At 72.4% G+C, this 16,752-nt stretch carries 14 protein-coding genes; 4 read left to right on the forward strand and 10 right to left on the reverse strand.

The genetic code is table 11. The features are described from left to right. Window positions 1–111: 111 nt before the first annotated feature. The 8 genes from pstS to mshD form a co-directional block, all read right to left on the reverse strand. Window positions 112–1,254 (reverse strand): phosphate ABC transporter substrate-binding protein PstS, encoded by a 1,143-nt coding sequence (pstS, locus tag ACIGW4_RS35945; RefSeq protein ID WP_398713136.1) that lies wholly within the window; start codon window positions 1,252–1,254, stop codon window positions 112–114. Between the two features lie 875 nt (window positions 1,255–2,129). Continuing rightward, complete coding sequence (locus tag ACIGW4_RS35950; protein ID WP_123453945.1) at window positions 2,130–2,546, reverse strand: NUDIX hydrolase; 417 nt, start codon at window positions 2,544–2,546, stop codon at window positions 2,130–2,132. Next, complete coding sequence (locus ACIGW4_RS35955; protein WP_123453947.1) at window positions 2,543–3,529, reverse strand: CHAD domain-containing protein; 987 nt, start codon at window positions 3,527–3,529, stop codon at window positions 2,543–2,545. Before ACIGW4_RS35955 ends, ACIGW4_RS35950 begins: the two co-directional genes overlap by 4 nt. Further along, window positions 3,516–5,783, reverse strand: coding sequence for an RNA degradosome polyphosphate kinase (locus ACIGW4_RS35960; RefSeq protein ID WP_123453949.1), 2,268 nt, complete (start codon window positions 5,781–5,783; stop codon window positions 3,516–3,518). Before ACIGW4_RS35960 ends, ACIGW4_RS35955 begins: the two co-directional genes overlap by 14 nt. Before the next feature lie 248 nt (window positions 5,784–6,031). Next, window positions 6,032–7,012, reverse strand: a complete 981-nt coding sequence (locus ACIGW4_RS35965; protein ID WP_399585753.1) for an ABC transporter permease — start codon at window positions 7,010–7,012, stop codon at window positions 6,032–6,034. Then, complete coding sequence (locus tag ACIGW4_RS35970) at window positions 7,009–7,863, reverse strand: ABC transporter ATP-binding protein (RefSeq protein ID WP_123453953.1); 855 nt, start codon at window positions 7,861–7,863, stop codon at window positions 7,009–7,011. The genes ACIGW4_RS35965 and ACIGW4_RS35970 overlap by 4 nt, the downstream gene beginning before the upstream one ends. Continuing rightward, window positions 7,860–8,249, reverse strand: a complete 390-nt coding sequence (locus tag ACIGW4_RS35975) for a GntR family transcriptional regulator (protein WP_123453955.1) — start codon at window positions 8,247–8,249, stop codon at window positions 7,860–7,862. Before ACIGW4_RS35975 ends, ACIGW4_RS35970 begins: the two co-directional genes overlap by 4 nt. A gap of 115 nt (window positions 8,250–8,364) precedes the next feature. Beyond that, window positions 8,365–9,291: a mycothiol synthase gene (gene mshD / locus ACIGW4_RS35980; RefSeq protein WP_123453957.1), complete on the reverse strand. Its 927-nt coding sequence runs from the start codon at window positions 9,289–9,291 to the stop codon at window positions 8,365–8,367. A gap of 153 nt (window positions 9,292–9,444) precedes the next feature. On the opposite strand from mshD, the gene ACIGW4_RS35985 reads away from it, so the two are divergent. The 4 genes from ACIGW4_RS35985 to ACIGW4_RS36000 all read left to right on the forward strand — a co-directional run bounded on the left by ACIGW4_RS35985 (window position 9,445) and on the right by ACIGW4_RS36000 (window position 14,586). After that, window positions 9,445–11,289 carry a bifunctional metallophosphatase/5'-nucleotidase gene (locus tag ACIGW4_RS35985; protein ID WP_359591774.1) on the forward strand — a complete coding sequence of 615 codons (1,845 nt, stop codon included), beginning with the start codon at window positions 9,445–9,447 and terminating at the stop codon, window positions 11,287–11,289. 211 nt (window positions 11,290–11,500) lie between these two features. Further along, complete coding sequence (locus tag ACIGW4_RS35990) at window positions 11,501–13,126, forward strand: vanadium-dependent haloperoxidase (protein WP_399585758.1); 1,626 nt, start codon at window positions 11,501–11,503, stop codon at window positions 13,124–13,126. Window positions 13,127–13,148: 22 nt separating this feature from the next. Then, window positions 13,149–13,628: a hypothetical protein gene (locus ACIGW4_RS35995; protein WP_399585761.1), complete on the forward strand. Its 480-nt coding sequence runs from the start codon at window positions 13,149–13,151 to the stop codon at window positions 13,626–13,628. Between the two features lie 103 nt (window positions 13,629–13,731). Beyond that, window positions 13,732–14,586, forward strand: a complete 855-nt coding sequence (locus ACIGW4_RS36000; RefSeq protein ID WP_359591777.1) for a phosphatidylinositol-specific phospholipase C — start codon at window positions 13,732–13,734, stop codon at window positions 14,584–14,586. Between the two features lie 8 nt (window positions 14,587–14,594). Here ACIGW4_RS36000 and ACIGW4_RS36005 read toward each other — a convergent pair whose 3' ends face one another. Both ACIGW4_RS36005 and ACIGW4_RS36010 read right to left on the reverse strand, forming a co-directional pair. Next, entirely contained in the window at window positions 14,595–16,010 is a 1,416-nt protein-coding gene (locus ACIGW4_RS36005) for a sensor histidine kinase (protein ID WP_399585763.1), read from the reverse strand. After that, on the reverse strand, window positions 16,007–16,750 hold the full coding sequence (locus ACIGW4_RS36010) for a response regulator transcription factor (protein ID WP_123453967.1): 744 nt from the start codon (window positions 16,748–16,750) through the stop codon (window positions 16,007–16,009). Before ACIGW4_RS36010 ends, ACIGW4_RS36005 begins: the two co-directional genes overlap by 4 nt. Window positions 16,751–16,752 lie beyond the last annotated feature (2 nt).

Raw genomic sequence — 16,752 nt, forward strand, 5'->3', positions numbered from 1 at the left:
GGTCTGCGGGTCCCGTACGTTCCTTGCGGGGGTACGGGGGCCCTGGCGGCGGTGCACCGGATGCCGGGGCCGGCCCCTCCACGGGAGGTGGGGGCCGGCCCCGGCCGGGGGTCAGGACAGGGTCGGGACGATCGCGCGGACCTTGGCCGCGATCTCGGCCGGGAGCGGGGCGTAGCCGGCGTCGGAGAGGACCTTCTGGCCCTCCTCGCCGGCGGTGTAGGTGAGGAACGCCTTCAGGGTCGGCAGGGTCTCCGCCTTGTTGCCCTTGTCGCAGGCGATCTCGTACGTGACGAGGGTCAGCGGGTAGGCGCCCTCGGCCTTGGTCGTGTAGTCGAGGGAGAGGGCCAGGTCGCTGCCGGTGCCCTTGACCTTGGCGGCGGCGATGGCCTTGGAGGCGTTCTCCGTGGAGGCGGCGACCGGGGCGGAGGCACCGGTGTTGATGCTGACCGTGGAGATCTTGTTGGCCGTGGCGTAGGAGAGCTCGAAGTAGCCGATGGAGCCCTCGGCGTCCTTGACCGCGGTGGCGACGCCGGAGGAGCCGTTGGCGGCCTGGCCGCCCGGGGCGGGCCACGACTTCGTCTTCGGGTCGTACTTCCAGTCGGCCTTCGCGGTGGCCGAGAGGTACTTGCCCAGGTTCTGGGTGGTGCCCGACTCGTCCGAGCGGTGGAAGGCCTGGATGGTGGTGTCGGGGAGCTTCGCGCCCGGGTTCAGCTTGGCGATCGCCGGGTCGTTCCACTTGGTGATCTTCGTGTCGAAGATCTTGGCCAGGGTGGGGGCGTCCAGGACCAGGTTGTCCACGCCCTCCAGCTTGTAGCCGATGGCGATGGGGCCGCCGACCATCGGCAGGTTGACGCCCTTGCCGCCCTTGCAGATCTTCTGCGACTCGGCGACCTCTTCGTCCTTGAGGGCGGAGTCGGAGCCGGCGAAGGTGACCTGGCCCTGGTTGAACTTGGTGATGCCGCCGCCGGAGCCGATGGCCTGGTAGTTGACCTCGACGCCGGAGCACGCGGCCTGGAAGTTCTTGACCCACAGGTCCATCGCGTTCTTCTGCGCGCTGGAGCCGGCGGCGAGGAGCTGGCCCTTGGCGCCGTCGCACGCGATGTTCGACGCGGCGGCGGAGGACTTGGTGCCGCCGTCCTTCGTCGGGGTCTCCGTGTTGTTGTCCGAGCCACACGCCGAGAGGACGAGCGCACCGGAGACGACGAGGGCACCGATCGCGGAGGCGCGAAGCCCGTTCTTGCGCGAAAGCTTCACTTTCGGGTGTTCCTTCCAGAAGCCGCCCGGGGCGGAGTCGCGGACCGTGTGTCCCGACCGTTTCTACGGCGGCGTGTGTCGGTTGGTCGGTGCGTCGTTGTGCTCCTTGCACCGTGTACGGCCGAAATTAGGCAGAACAGGTGAAGCGGTCGGCGGGGGAGGGTGAACGGGAAGTGAACCGTGCCGGAAGGGCGGGTGCGGGGCCCTGGGGCGGGCGGCGGCGGCTCGGGGTTCCGGGGCGGGCGGGTTTTGCCGGGGCCCGGGGTGGGCGGGCGCCCGCCGGGGCCCGTTGCGGGCTGCGCCTGCCGGGGCGGTGCCCGCCGTGGTGGGCTGCGCCCGCGGGGCGGTGCCTGCCCCTCGCGCCCCCCGTTGTGGGCAGTCGTTCCGCTGGGGCGGAACGGGTGGGCACAACGGACCCGCGCCCTGCCGGCGCCCGAGGCTCATGTGCCTGGACCCGCACTGGGTTGTGCACCCGGCTCGTGGTGCGGGTCAGGGCGCGGGACGCGGAGGCGCCGCTGAGGGCGCCGTCCCGTGTGCCCACCCGTCCCGCCCCAGCGGGACGATTGCCCACACGGCGGGTGGGCGGGGGCACCGCCCCGCAGGGCGCGGGTCCCACACGCGGGGGCACCGCCCCGCCGGGCGCGGGCCCCACACGCGGGGGCGCCGCCCCGGCGGGCGCGGGTCCCACATGGCGGGAGGGAGTCGCCCAGCCGGGCGCGGCCCGCACAGGCAGGGGGAGCCCGCCCAGCCGGGCGCGGGCCCCGTGTGGGTGGAGGGGCGCCGCCCGGCAGGGGTGCGCCCCGGGCGGGTGGGGGCGCCGGCCTGGCGGGTGTGGGGCGCGTGGGGAGGGCGGCGGGTTCGGGTGCGCGGGGCGGTCAGGGGTGGGGGGTGGGGAGGGCCGTGTCCAGGAGGGTGCGGTCTCTGGGGTGGGTGAGGCGGTGGCGGGCCGCCGCCGGGGGGAGCCAGACCAGCGCGTCGATCTCCTTCGTCGGGACGAAGCCGCCGTCCAGGGCCCGGGCCCACCAGTACGCGACCTCCTTGGGCCGCCCGTCCACCGTGTAGCGGGCCGTCGGCAGGCGCGGGCCGAGCTCGCAGCGCCGCCCCGTCTCCTCCAGGACCTCGCGCACCGCGCACGCCTCCGCCGTCTCGCCGCGTTTCCGCTTGCCCTTCGGGTGCGACCAGTCGTCCCACTTGGGCCGGTGGACGAGGGCGATCTCGATGCCGTGGCCGGAAACCGCCGGTCGCCACAGGACGCAGCCCGCCGCCAGGATCGGGCTCCGGTCCTCGCTCACGGGACCGGGGCCGTCGTCGTGCGCCAGGCCTGCTGGAAGGCGAAGCGCGCGGCCTCGACCTCGTGGCGCTGGTCCGCGTGGAGGACGCCCAGGGCGTAGGCCGTCGCCGGGGCGATGCGGGGCGTGCGGGCCGCCGCGGCCGCCGCCGATGCGGCCTCCGCCGCGTCGCGGTGCCGGTCCAGGGCCCTGGCCGCCTCGTACAGGTGGGCGTCGGGTTCGCCGCCGGTGTGCAGGGCTTCCGTGGCGTACCGGTGCAGGCGCAGCAGCAGCCGGGTCTGGTGCCAGGGCGCGTCCTGGCTCTCGCCGGCGGCCAGCGCGAGGGCGTCCGCGTTGTACGGGTGGGCCGCCCGGGCGAGGGGGAGCGCGGCGACCGCGTCCAGGAGGCGCCGTTCGGCGAGTTCGGCGGGGGCGTCGATGACCTCGATGGCCGGGGCCGAGCCCGCCGGCCCGAGCGGCACCTCGGAGGCGAGGAGGGCGACGGCGTCGGCGACCGCGTGGAAGCGGGCGGAGCCGAGCGCCTGGAGGGAGGCGGAGTGGGCGCGCGTCCGGGCCAGGGTCAGCTGGCGTTCGAGCAGGGCGCCGGCGCGGGCGGCGCCGACGGTGAGGCCCGTGCCGCCCTCCGTACCCCTGGCCGCCGGCACCGGCCCCCCGCCGTTCGACAGCCGGGACAGCGCGTCCACCAGGCGGACCAGCCGGGAGGTGCAGGCCTGCTCCAGGGCCAGTGTCCCGGAGAGCCAGGCCAGCTCCGTGCGCAGCCGGTCGGCCCAGGCCGTGTCGAGCAGCGACCGGAAGGTGTGGAGGGTGCCGCCGATCCGGCGGGCCGCACCCCGCAGCGTACGGGCGGCCTCCTCCGCTCCGGCCGTGTCGGAGCCGCTCTCGGTGTGCAGGCGCAGGCCGCGGAGGAAGTCCGCGGCCCGTGCGTGCAGGTAGGGGGCCAGGACCTCGCCCGCCGTGACGTCCTGCGAGTGGTCAGGGTTGTGCACGCCGGCGCCTCCGCGCGTCGATGAGCATCTCCTGGACGTGCCGCAGGGGCCGGCCCTCGGGGTCGGTCGCGTGCCGCGTCCAGTTCCCGTCGGGGCCGAGGTGCCAGGAGGAGGTGGTGTCGGACATCCCGGTCTCCAGGAGCCGGGTGAGCGCTGCCCGGTGCGCCGGGTCGGAGACCCGTACGAGGGCCTCGATCCGGCGGTCCAGGTTGCGGTGCATCATGTCGGCGCTGCCGAACCAGACCTCGGGTTCGCCGCCGTTGCCGAAGGCGAAGACCCGGGAGTGCTCCAGGAAGCGGCCGAGGATCGAGCGGACCCGGATGTTCTCCGAGAGGCCGGTGACGCCGGGGCGGACGGCGCAGATGCCGCGGACCCAGATGTCGACGGGGACGCCGGCCCGCGAGGCCTGGTAGCAGGCGTCGATGACCGCTTCGTCGACCATCGAGTTGACCTTGATGCGGACGTACGCCGGGCGGCCCGCGCGGTGGTGCGCGATCTCCTTGGTGATCCGGGAGACCAGCCCGTCGCGGAGCGACTTGGGGGCTGTGAGCAGGCGGCGGTACGTCTCGCGGCGGGAGTAGCCGGAGAGCCGGTTGAACAGGTCGGAGAGGTCGGCGCCGACCTGCGGGTCGGCGGTGAGCAGGCCCAGGTCCTCGTAGAGCCGGGCCGTCTTCGGGTGGTAGTTGCCGGTGCCGACGTGCGAGTAGCGGCGGAGCAGCTCGCCTTCCTGACGTACCACCAGGGAGAGCTTGCAGTGGGTCTTGAGGCCCACCAGGCCGTAGACGACGTGGCAGCCGGCCTCCTCCAGCTTCCGCGCCCACTTGATGTTGGCCTGCTCGTCGAAGCGGGCCTTGATCTCGACGAGGACGAGGACCTGCTTGCCGGACTCGGCGGCGTCGATGAGGGCGTCGACTATCGGGGAGTCGCCGGAGGTCCGGTACAGCGTCTGCTTGATCGCGAGGACGTCCGGGTCGGCGGCGGCCTGCTCCAGGAAGGCCTGTACGGACGTGGAGAAGGAGTCGTACGGGTGGTGCAGGAGCACGTCCCGCTCGCGCAGCGCGGCGAATATGTCGGGCGCGGACGCCGACTCGACCTCGGCGAGGTCCCGGTGGGTGCCGGCGACGAACTTCGGGTACTTCAGCTCGGGCCGGTCCTGCCCGGCGATCCCGAAGAGGCCGGTGAGGTCGAGCGGGCCGGGCAGCGGGTAGACCTCGGCGTCGGAGATCTTCAGTTCGCGCACCAGCAGGTCGAGGACGTACGGGTCGATGGACTCCTCGACCTCCAGGCGCACCGGGGGCCCGAAGCGGCGCCGCATGAGCTCCTTCTCCAGGGCCATGAGCAGGTTCTCGGTGTCGTCCTCCTCGACCTCCAGGTCCTCGTTCCTGGTCACCCGGAACATGTGGTGCGCCAGCACCTCCATGCCGGGGAACAGCTCCTCCAGGTGCGCGGCGATGACGTCCTCCAGGGGCACGTACCGCTGCGGGGAGGCCTCCAGGAAGCGGGTGAGCAGCGGCGGCACCTTCACGCGCGCGAAGTGCCGGTGGCCGCTGACCGGATTGCGCACGACCACGGCGAGGTTGAGGCTGAGGCCGGAGATGTACGGGAAGGGGTGGGCCGGGTCCACGGCCAGCGGGGTGAGGACCGGGAAGATCTGCTGCCGGAAGAGGGTGAAGAGCCGCGCCTGCTCCTTCTCCGTGAGCTCGGGCCAGCGGATCAGGTGGATGCCCTCGTCGGCGAGGGCCGGGGCGACGTCCTGCTGGTAGCAGGCGGCGTGCCGGGCCATGAGCTCGCGCGAGCGGGTCCAGATGAGGTCGAGGACCTCGCGGGGCTGGAGGCCGGAGGCGGAGCGGGTGGCGACGCCGGTGGCGATGCGACGCTTCAGGCCGGCGACGCGGACCATGAAGAACTCGTCGAGGTTCGAGGCGAAGATCGCGAGGAAGTTCGCCCGTTCGAGGAGGGGGGTCGTGGGGTCCTCGGCGAGTTCGAGGACGCGCTCGTTGAACGCGAGCCAGCTGCGCTCCCGGTCGAGGAAACGACCCTGCGGCAGTTCGCCGCCGGGGGCGTCGCCGCCCTCGTACGTGTCGGGATCGGAGTCCAGGTCGGGGGCGATGTCGGTCACGACGGTCCCGTTCACCACGTGCGCGCGGTGCGCGGTGAGGGAACCGAGGGACGGCGCGGTGGACGCCGTTCCGGACGACGGGGCGGACGGCGTGGCGGAGGACTGGACCGGGACCTCGGCGGGCTGCTGGCTCATGACCCCATTCTTCCGCGCGAAGGGGTGGTCGGGCGCGTCGGAGCGGGCCGTGGGGGAGGGAAGTCTCCCCTTGGGGAGAACGGGCACGGAGCGCTTCATTGCGTGAGCGTCGCAAGCGCGTCTGAATGGCCGGTAACGACGACATGTCGTACGGGAATCGGGGGCGGGGCCCTTGGCGGGGGCCCGCCCCCGGTATGTCTACGCGTGTCCGCTACGGGTGTTCCCCGCGGGTGTCGTCCGGGACGGTGCTACGGGAGCCGGGCGCGCAGCACGCGGAAGGCGGCGTAGGCCGCGAGGGCGGCGAGGGCGAGGAGGATGCCGGACTCGATGAGCTGGGTGGGCCAGAAATGGGAGGAGGGGTGGTAGTCGACGTATTGGCCGGTGACGTGGTGCCGTGCCTGGCACTGCGTCTCCACCTTGGCCCACAGGCCTTCGACGCGGTCCACCCCGGGGGTCTCCGCCGCCTCCTTCCAGCAGGTGTACTCGTCGAAACGGGCGCCGGAGGAGGTGATCAGGCCCTTCTCCATGACCAGGCCTTCCGCCGTCTCCGGGAACGTGGCGTCGGTCGCGCCGGTGACCGTCCTGACCGCCAGGAACGACCAGCGGTACGAGCCCAGGGCGGCCAGCACCACACCCATGAACACGCCCGTGGCCGCCATGGCGACGAGGGTGCGGCGGATCAGCAGGCCGATGAGGGCGCCGACGGCGACGGCCGCGAGGACGTACGCGAGGAGGACGACGCCGGTGGCCGCGTACGGTCCGGGGCTCCACTTCTGGTACCAGGCGCCCGCCATCCGGCTCCACCCGATCCGGAAGACGCCCATGAGGGCGATCGTCGTCAGGAGGGCGACGACGGTCGCGGTGAGGATCTTGGCGCGGAGCCAGGCCGCCGGGCTCACCGACTGGGTGAGGGAGAGCCGGTACGTCCCCGACTCGAACTCGCGGGCGACGAGCGGGCCCGCGACCAGGGCGCCGACGAGCAGCGGCAGCAGGGCCAGGTAGAAGCCGCCGTACTCGAGGGCCAGCCGCAGCAGCTCGTAGCCCTTGTTCTCGTCGGCGGCGAACCGCTGTCCGTCCGCCAGGACGCGGTCCGGCGTCTGCGCGTCCCAGATCCGCAGCCCTCCGATCACCGTCAGGGACGCGGCCACCGCCGCCACCGCCAGCCACAGGGTCCGCCGGTACTGGCGGACCGTCACCCAGTAGGGGCCCTTCAGGGCGAGGGTGCTCATGCCGGGGCTCCTTCGGTGGCGGCTTCGGTGGTGCGGAGGTGGGCGAGGAGGAGGTCCTCCAGGGAGGGTTCCGTCGTCTCCCAGGGGCCTTCGACGGGGCCTTCGCGGCGGACCAGGGCGGTGAGCTGGCGGCCCGTGGTGCGGGATTCGACGACCGTGTGCGGGGCGAGGTCGGCGATGGGGCCGGTGAGCAGGGTGTGGGCGGCGAGGAGTTCGTCGACGGGGCCGTCGAGGCGGACCCGGCCGCCGTGGAGCAGGAGGAGGTGGTCGCAGGCGCCCTCCAGCTCGGTGAGGATGTGCGAGGACATGACGACGGTGGTGCCGTGTTCGGCGGCGTCGGCCATGAGCAGGCCCATCAGCTGGTGGCGGGCGAGCGGGTCGAGGTCGGCCATCGGCTCGTCGAGGAGGAGCAGTTCGGGGCGCTTGCCGAGGGCGAGCGCGAGGGCGACGCGGGTGCGCTGGCCGCCGGAGAGGTGCCGTACGAGCGTGTCGGAGGAGAAGCCGCCGCCGTCGACGATCCGCCGGGCGACGGCGTCGTCCCAGCGGCCGGGGTTGAGTTCGCGGCCCATGCGCAGGGTGTCGGCGACGCTGAGGCGGGGGTGGAGCGGCTTGTCCTGGGCGACGTACGCGAGGTGTTCGCGGGCCGGGGCCAGGACGGTGCCCTCGGTGGGGCGGAGCAGGCCGGCGGCGAGGGCGAGGAGGGTGGACTTGCCGGCGCCGTTGGGGCCGACGAGGGCGCAGATCCGGCCGGCGGGGAGGGAGAAGTCGCACTCCCGCAGGGCCCAGCCGCGCCCCCTTCCCCCGTATCGCTTGCCCAGGAGGCGGGCCTCCAGGGCGGTGTCCTTCGTCATCGGTCGTCGTCCCCCTCGAAGTGTTCCTTCAGTACGGATGTGAAGAGTGCGGCCACGTCCTCCCGCTCCAGTCCGGCGGCGCGTGCCCGGCGGGCCCAGTCGGCGAGTTCGCCGCGGAGGGGCGAGTCGGCGGGGCCGGTGCCGAGGGTGGCGCGGACGAAGGTGCCGAGGCCGCGGCGGGCCTCGACGAGGCCTTCGCGTTCGAGCTCGCGGTAGGCCTTGAGGACCGTGTTGGGGTTGATGGCCGTCGCTTCGACGACTTCTCGTGCGGTGGGCAGTCGGTCGCCGGGTTCCAGGAGGCCCATCCGGAGGGCCTGCTTCGTCTGCTGGACGATCTGGAGGTAGGTGGCGACGCCGCTGCGCCGGTCGATGCGGTATTCGACCACGATCCCTTCCACCACCCTTTCACTAATCAAGTAGTGAAAGGGTGGTGGAAAGCAGGGGGCGGTGTCAACCGCCCCCTGCCCGAGAGGAGTTACGACTCCGTGCGGTACGGGCCGGTCACGACTCCGTGCGGTACATCAGGTCCACCTCGTGCGTCGTGAAGCCGATCCCCTCGTAGACCCGCACCGCCGCCTTGTTGTCCGCGTCCACGTACAGCATCGCCGTCGGCAGCCCCTGCGCCGCCAGGTGCCGCAGGCCGATCGCGGTCAGCGCCTTGCCGAGGCCGCCGCCCTGGGCGTCCGGCAGGATGCCCACCACGTACACCTCGCCGAGCTGCTCCTCGGCGTGCGTCTTGGTCCAGTGGAAGCCGATGAGCCGCCCGTCCTTCTCCGCGAGGAAGAAGCCCTTCGGGTCGAACCACGGCTCGGCCATCCGGTCGTCCAGGTCCCGCTGCGTGAGCGAGCCCTGCTCCGGGTGGTGGGCGAAGGCGGCGGCGTTGACGGCGAGCCAGGCCGTGTCGTCCTGGCCGGGGACGAAGGTGCGGACGGTGACGCCCTCGGGCAGCACCGGCTCCGGGATGTCGAGCGGCGTCAGGGGCCGGCGGAGCTGGCGCAGCTCGCGGAAGAGCGTCAGGCCGAGGACCTGGGCGAGGTGGCGGGCCGCCGACTTGCCGCCGTGCGCCCAGACGCGCAGCCGCTTGCCGGAGGCGTTGAGCAGGGCGGTGCCGAGGGCCCTGCCGTGGCCGCGCCCCCGGTGGGAGGGGTGGACGACCAGCTCGGCGGCCGGGGCCTCGATCGGGTCGGTCTCCTCCAGCTGGGCGTAGCCGTAGAGGCGGGGGCCGACGGTGAGGAGGAAGTGGCGCACGCCCTCGCGCCTGCCGTTGCGGAGATAGAGCCGCCCCTGCTCGGACACGGCGTGCATGCCGTCGGCCTGGTCGGCGGCCGCGAGCAGCTCCAGTACGTCCTGGACCTGCTCGGGGGTGAGCTCGTCATACGTGTGGATCTGCCGTCCCGGTTCGAGGGCCGGCACCGTGTCGGAAGTCATGGCTATGAGCCTACGGCGACACCTCGTCAGCAAGAGGCAACTGTCTTGTAACCGGCTCCCCCCTGTTGCGCTACGCGCGTTGACTCTAGGCTGCACGCGCAACGGGGGAGCAGATCAAGGCCCGCGAAACGGGGCAAGGGGACTAGGGGAGAGATGGCAGCGACACCGAGGAAGAACAAGACGGCACGGCGAATTCTCGCCGTCGGCGCGGGGATCGCGACCGTCGGGGCGCTCGTCGCCACGATGCCGTCGGCCGGGGCGGCCGGGGATCAGTTCGCCGCCGGGCAGGGGACGAACGGCAAGGGATGGGGCCGGATGGTCGACGTCCAGCTGCTCTCCTTCAACGACCTGCACGGCAACCTGGAGCCGCCGGCCGGCAGCTCCGGCCAGGTCATCCGGGTCAAGGAGGACGGCACCACCGAGAAGATCGACGCGGGCGGCGTCGAGTACCTGGCCACGCACCTGCGCCAGGCCCGTCAGGGGAATCGTTACTCCATCACCGCCGCCGCCGGTGACATGGTCGGCGCCTCGCCGCTGCTGTCCGGGCTCTTCCACGACGAGCCGACCATCGAGGCGCTCAACAAGCTGGACCTGGACGTCACCTCCGTGGGCAACCACGAGTTCGACGAGGGCGCGATGGAACTGGCCCGCATGCAGAACGGCGGCTGTCACCCGACCGACGGCTGCTACGTCGAGGGCAAGACCTTCCAGGGCGCGGACTTCCCGTACCTCGCGGCCAACGTGACGGACGAGAAGACGGGCAAGCCGATCCTCGACCCCACCTTCATCTGGGAGAAGGACGGCGTCCGGATCGGCTTCATCGGCGTGACCCTGGAGGGCACCCCGAACGTCGTCACCGCCGCGGGCGTCAAGGGCCTCAAGTTCGGCGACGAGGTCGAGACGATCAACAAGTACACGAAGATCCTGGAGCGCAAGGGCGTCAAGTCCATCGTCGCCCTGATCCACGAGGGCGGCATGCCGGCCTCGGACGCGTACAACTACAACTGCGACGGGGACGGCGACGGGGACGGCGACGGCGTGTCCGGCGCGATCGTCGACATCGCCAGGAACGTCTCGCCGCAGGTCGACGCGCTGGTTACCGGCCACACCCACCAGGCGTACGTGTGCTCCATCCCCGACCCGGCGGGCAACCCGCGCCTGGTCACCTCGGCGGCCTCGATCGGCAAGCTGTACACGGACACGACGCTGACGTACGACCGCGCCACCAAGGACATCGTGCGCACGGCCGTCGCCTCCGCCAACCACGTCGTCTCGCGCGACGTGCCGAAGGCCGAGGACATGACCAAGCTCATCGGGGACTGGAACACGCTGGCGGCCCCGATCGCCAACCGCCCGCAGGGCTTCGTCGCCGCCGACATCAACGGCCGCGGCTCCACGGCGTACGAGAAGCCGCTCGGCGACGTGATCGCCGACGCGCAGCTGGAGGCCCTCGCCCCGGCGGACAAGGGCGGCGCGCAGCTGGCCCTGATGAACCCGGGCGGCATCCGCTCCGACCTCGTCTACAAGGCGTCCGGCAGCGAGGGCGACGGCGTGGTGACCTACCGCGAGACCTTCACCGTGCAGCCCTTCACCAACATGATGAACGTGGTCGACCTGACCGGCGCGAACCTGATCACCGCGCTGAAGCAGCAGGTCAGCGGCTCGAACCTGAAGTCGGTGAAGATCCTCCAGGTCTCGAAGGGCCTGACCTACACGCTCGACATGACCAAGACGGGCGCGGACCGCGTCGTCGACGGCACGATCAAGCTGAACGGTGAGGCGATCGACCCGGCGAAGACCTACCGCGTCGCGATGAACGAGTTCCTCGCGGGCGGCGGCGACGGCTTCGGCGCCCTGGCCACCGGCACGAACAAGCTGGTCGGCGCCTCGGACCTGGACGTCTTCAACGCCTACCTGGCGGCCCACTCCTCGGCGGCCGCTCCGCTGCAGGTGCCCGCGGCCGACCGCATCACCGTGGTGAACCCCCCGAAGCCGTAACCGGCCTCCGGAACGCAGCACCGGGACCCCGCCGGACCGTCACGGCCCGGCGGGGTCCCGTGCTTCCTGCGCGAAGGCCGGTTACGGCGCAGGTCGCACGGTTCACCCGCCTTTCACTCCGAAGCCGGGACCCGGGCGGAAGGGTGACCCTATGCTGCTTGTGATCTTGTCGGTGCACGATCAACTTCCATGATTCTTGGAGGGCAAGACCGTGAAACACCCCGTCAGACGCTCCCTCACCCTCGCCCTGGTGCTGTTACTCGCCTCCCTGGGCGTGTCCGCGCCCGCACACGCCGCCTCGACCGTGGGCGACCGGGTCCTCTACTGGAACGACGCGCTGCTCGACGCCTACGTCGCCACGGGCGGCTCCCCCGGCCCCCTGGCGCGGTCCGGGGCCATGATGCACCTGGCCATGTACGACGCCGCGAACGCCAGCCGCTGTCACAGCAGCGGCGGATTCAAGCCGGAGAACTGCATCGGGGCGCTCTACACCCCCGGCATCGGCGTGAAGGCCGGCGTCGCCCCCGACGTCGACGCGGCGATCGACCACGCCGCCTACAACGTCCTCAAGTCCACCTTCCCCGCGCTCGACTTCGCCCCCTACCTCACGGCGGCCCGCACGGGCGAGCCGGTCGACGCGACCACCGCGGAGGGCAAGAGCGTCGGCGAGAAGGCCGCCGCGGCGATGATCACCCGTCGTACCGGCGACGGATCCCAGGACACCACCCCGTACACCCCGGGCACCGAACCCGGCCAGTGGCGGCCGACGGGCTCCGGTCCGGCGGCGGATCCGAACTGGGGCAAGGTCAAGAAGTTCGTCGACTACGGCGACTACCCGTGGACGCACATCAAGACCACGGCGGCCGACCTGCGTCCGCAGCCGCCCGCCGGGATCGCGACGATGCCCGAGCTGCTGAAGAGCCCCGCCTACACGGCGCAGTTCAAGGAGGTCGCCGAGCTCGGCGCGGCCGACAGCGCGACACGCACCCCCGAGCAGACCCAGATCGCCTGGTTCTGGGCCAACGACCTGAACGGCACCTACAAGCCGCCGGGCCAGCTCTTCACCCACACCCGGATCGTCTCCACGCAGCGCGGACTCGACGAGCTCGCCAACGTCCAGCTGTTCGCGCTGGTCGCGGCCTCGATGGCGGACGCGGGCATCTCCGCCTGGGACCAGAAGTACCAGACCCCCATCGATCTGTGGCGGCCCGAGAGCGCCATCAGGCTGGCCGATACGGACGGCAACCCGGACACCGCGCAGAACAGCTCCTGGCAGCCGCTCTCGGCCGACGCGGCCGGGAACCACTTCAGCCCGCCGTTCCCCGCGTACGTCTCCGGGCACGCGACCTTCGCCGGAGCCTGGGCCGAGTCGATGAAGCAGTTCTTCGGCACGGACGCCATCTCCTTCACCGGCACCACCCAGGACCCGCACGCGGTCGGGGTCACCCGCACCTTCACCAGCTTCAGCGCGGCGGCCACCGAGGACGCCCGGAGCCGGGTCTACCTCGGGGTGCACTACCAGTGGGACGGCGACCTCGGCGTCGCGACCGGTCGGAAGGCCGCCGGCCAGATCATCAACAACTCGTACGGCCCGACGAGCTACAGCGACAAGACGCCCGTGTACAGCAGCCCCCGTCTCGCCACCGTGGGCAAGGAATGGCTGATCAAGCCCATGGGCGCCACGACCGTCGGGCACTACTACGACGGCGCCAGCGCTTCCTGGTACTACTGCGACGACTACGGCGCGGACAACGTCTACAACCAGCTCATCTGGAGCTCCTACGGCTGTGCGAACGGCTACGACGGCCGCACGCACCTCTACTACGTCCCGCGCTAGTCCCGGAAAGGATGGTCCTCCCGTGAACAGGAAGCATCTCCGACGCATCGGTGCGACCGCCGGCGTGGCCGCCGCGCTCGCCACCGTCGCGGTCGTCAGCGCGACGAACGCGACGGGATCGCAGGTCGAGCCCACCGTGCCGGGCACTCTCCGGGTCTTCGCCGGACCGTACGAGCAGGCGCAGTTCTGCGAGAACGGCCCGACCCCGGTGATCTCCGGCGCGAACGGCGGCGCACTCGCCGCCTCGCCCGTGAAGTTCGGCAAGGACGCGGGCAAGAACAGGAGCTACCACGCCCTGAAGGCCACCTTCGAGGTCGCCGGGCCGGGCGGGGCCGCGTTCCTCACCAGGACGGAGAAGATCTGGCCGAACGGCATGGTCTTCAACCTCGCTCTCGGCGCGGGCGAACTGAAGCCGGGCGGATACCGGTTCCGCCTGCGCACGGTGGGCGGCAACGAGGCCTCGGCCTGGACGCCCTGGTGCGCGTTCACCGTCACCGAGTGACCCCGTAGGGCCGAGGGGGGCGGCGGACCGTTCCGACGGTGCGCCGCCCCTTTTCCGTACGCCTTCTGGTGAAGTTGACGTGTGCCTGCCATAGTCCGGGGCCATGGACCGACGACGATTCCTCGCGACGGCCGCGGCCGCCGGAGCCGCACTGCTCGTGGGAGCCCCCGAGGCCTCCGCCCTGGACACGCGCGCGTGGATGGGGGCGCACGGGGACGGGACCGATCTGCGGCGCCTCACCATCCCCGGCACGCACGACTCGGGGGCCCGGTACGGCGGGCCCTGGAGCGAGTGCCAGAACACCACCATCGCCCAGCAGCTGGACAGCGGCGTCCGGTTCCTGGACGTGCGGTGCCGGGTGACCGGCGGGTCCCTCGCCATCCACCACGGCGCCTCCTACCAGAACATGATGTTCGGCGACGTCCTCGTCGCCTGCCGGGACTTCCTCGCCGCACACCCCTCCGAGACCGTCCTCATGCGGGTCAAGCAGGAGTACTCCGAGGAGTCCGACGCCACCTTCCGCGCCGTCTTCGACGACTACCTCGACCGGCGCGGCTGGCGCCCCCTCTTCCGGATCGGGGACGCCCTGCCCCTGCTCGGCGAGGCCCGCGGGCGGGTCGTGCTGCTCGCCGACAACGGCGGCCTCCCCGGGCTGCGGTGGGCCGACCCGGCGGTCTTCTCCGTCCAGGACGACTGGAACGCCCTGCCCGACGCCAAGTACCCCAAGATCCAGGCCCAGTTCCGCACCGCCGTCGCCCAGCCCGGCCGGCTCTACGTGAACTTCGTCAGCACCTCCGCCTACCTCCCGCCCCGCTGGAACTCCGACCGGCTGAACCCGTGGGTGCACGGCTTCCTGGACGGCGCCGAACTCGCCGGACGCGTCGGCCTCGGGATCGTGCCCCTGGACTTCCCCGACACGAGGGCGGGGCTGGTGGAGGCGCTGCTCCGGCACAACTGAGGCGCTTCTCAGAGCTCCGGCGGCGGTGTCGGTGCCCCCGGCAGGCGCAGTCTCGCCGCCGTGCCGCCGCCCTCCGCCGGTTCCAGCGACACCGTGCCGCCCGCCTGCTGGACCGTGCGCGCCACGATCGACAGGCCCAGGCCCGAGCCCGGCAGGCTGCGGGCCGACGGGGAGCGCCAGAAGCGGTCGAAGACGTGCGGGAGCTCGTCCGGGGCGATGCCGGGGCCGTGGTCGCGGACGGTCAGCTCGCCCCGCATCAGGCTCACCTCGACCGTGCCCCGGGGCGGCGAGAACTTCACCGCGTTGTCCAGGACGTTCACCAGGGCCCGTTCGAGGGCCGGCGCCTCGGCCCGTACGTACCAGGGCGCGAGGTCCGTGACGAAGGTCAGCTCCGGGCCGCGCAGTCGCGCCCGGTCCAGGGCCGTCCGCAGGATCGTGTGCAGGGGGACCACCTCCAGGGGGCCCGGCTGCACCGCGTCCGGACGGGCCAGCTCCTGGAGGTCGCCGATCAGCGCGGCCAGCTCCGTCATCTGCGCCTTCACCGAGGCCATCAGGGCCCGCCGGTCGTCCGGCGGGATCTCCCGGCCGGTCTCCTCGCTGCGCGCGAGCAGTTCGACGTTCGTGCGCAGCGAGGTGAGGGGCGTGCGGAGTTCGTGGCCGGCGTCCGCGATCAGCTGCGCCTGCCGGTCCCGGGAGCTCGCGAGCGCCGCCGTCATCGCGTTGAACGACCGCGACAGACGGGCGATCTCGTCCTCGCCCTCCACCGGGATGCGGACCGTCAGGTCCTCGGTCGCGGCGACGTGCTCGACCGCGCCGGTCAGCCGGTTGACCGGTTCGAGCCCGGTCCGCGCCACCCACAGGCCGGCCGCGCCCGCGCCGACGACGCCGATCCCGGAGACCAGGAGCAGCACCCAGCGGAGCGTGGACATCGAGTTGTCGATCTCGGAGAGGGGGCGGGCGAGGGAGACCGCGAGCCCGACGGGCCCGTCCTGCTGGTAGGTGTAGACCCGCATCTCGCGCCCGGCGTCGTCCTTCACCGTGTGCAGGACGTCCTTCAGCTGCTTCCGGGCCACCGCGAGGTCGGCGGCGCCGACCGGGATCGTGGCCTCGCCCGAGGTGCACACGCTGCCGTCGGCGAGGACGACCTGCACCGTGTACGAGCCCGCCGCCGGCGGTGGCGTCGTGCCCTGGCGGCACATCGTGAGCAGTTGCTGCACGCCGTCCGCGTCCAGGCGGGTGCTGCTCAGCGAGGAGTCCAGTTCGGCCTCCAGCTGCGCCCGCGTCACGAACCAGCAGGCCAGCGAGACGGCCGCCACCGCGAACGCCACCGCGGCCGCGGTCAGCAGCGCGAGCCGCGAGCGCAGCGGCCGTGAGCGGAACCAGGCCGTCGGGTTCCGCAGGGCACTCGCCAGGGGGCCCGTCACTCCCCGCCTCCTCCGCGCAGCGCGTAGCCCACGCCCCGTACGGTGTGGACGAGGCGCGGCTCGCCGCCCGCCTCGGTCTTGCGCCGCAGATACATCACGTACACGTCCAGCGAGTTGGAACTGGGCTCGAAGTCGAAGCCCCACACGGCCTTCAGGATCTGCTCCCGGGTCAGGACCTGGCGCGGGTGCGCCAGGAACATCTCCAGGAGCGTGAACTCGGTCCGCGTCAGCTCCACGGTCCGTCCGCCCCGGGTCACCTCGCGCGTGGCCAGGTTCATCCGCAGGTCCTCGAAGGCCAGGACGTCGTCCTCGGCGGGGGAGGCGGCGGCCGCCGAGGCGTAGGAGCTGCGGCGGAGCAGGGCCCGGATGCGGGCGAACAGCTCGTCCAGCTCGAAGGGCTTCACCAGGTAGTCGTCCGCGCCGGCGTCCAGACCGGTGACCCGGTCGCCGACCGTGTCCCGGGCCGTGAGCATCAGGATCGGCACGGTCGAGCCGGCGGCCCGGATCCGGCGGGCCGCCGTCAGCCCGTCCATGCGGGGCATCTGGACGTCGAGGACGACGAGATCGGGGGCGTACGACTCCATCGCGGCGAGCGCGTCGAGGCCGTCGACGGCGTCCCGCGTCGCGTACCCCTCGAAGGCGAGGCTGCGGCGCAGGGCCTCCCGCACGGCGGGCTCGTCGTCGACGATGAGGATGCGCTCGGCTTCGTTCTGCTGTCCCGGCAAGGGCTGTCCCGTCATGG

It is taken from the genome of Streptomyces sp. NPDC053513 (assembly GCF_044544765.1).
Taxonomy (GTDB): domain Bacteria; phylum Actinomycetota; class Actinomycetes; order Streptomycetales; family Streptomycetaceae; genus Streptomyces; species Streptomyces litmocidini.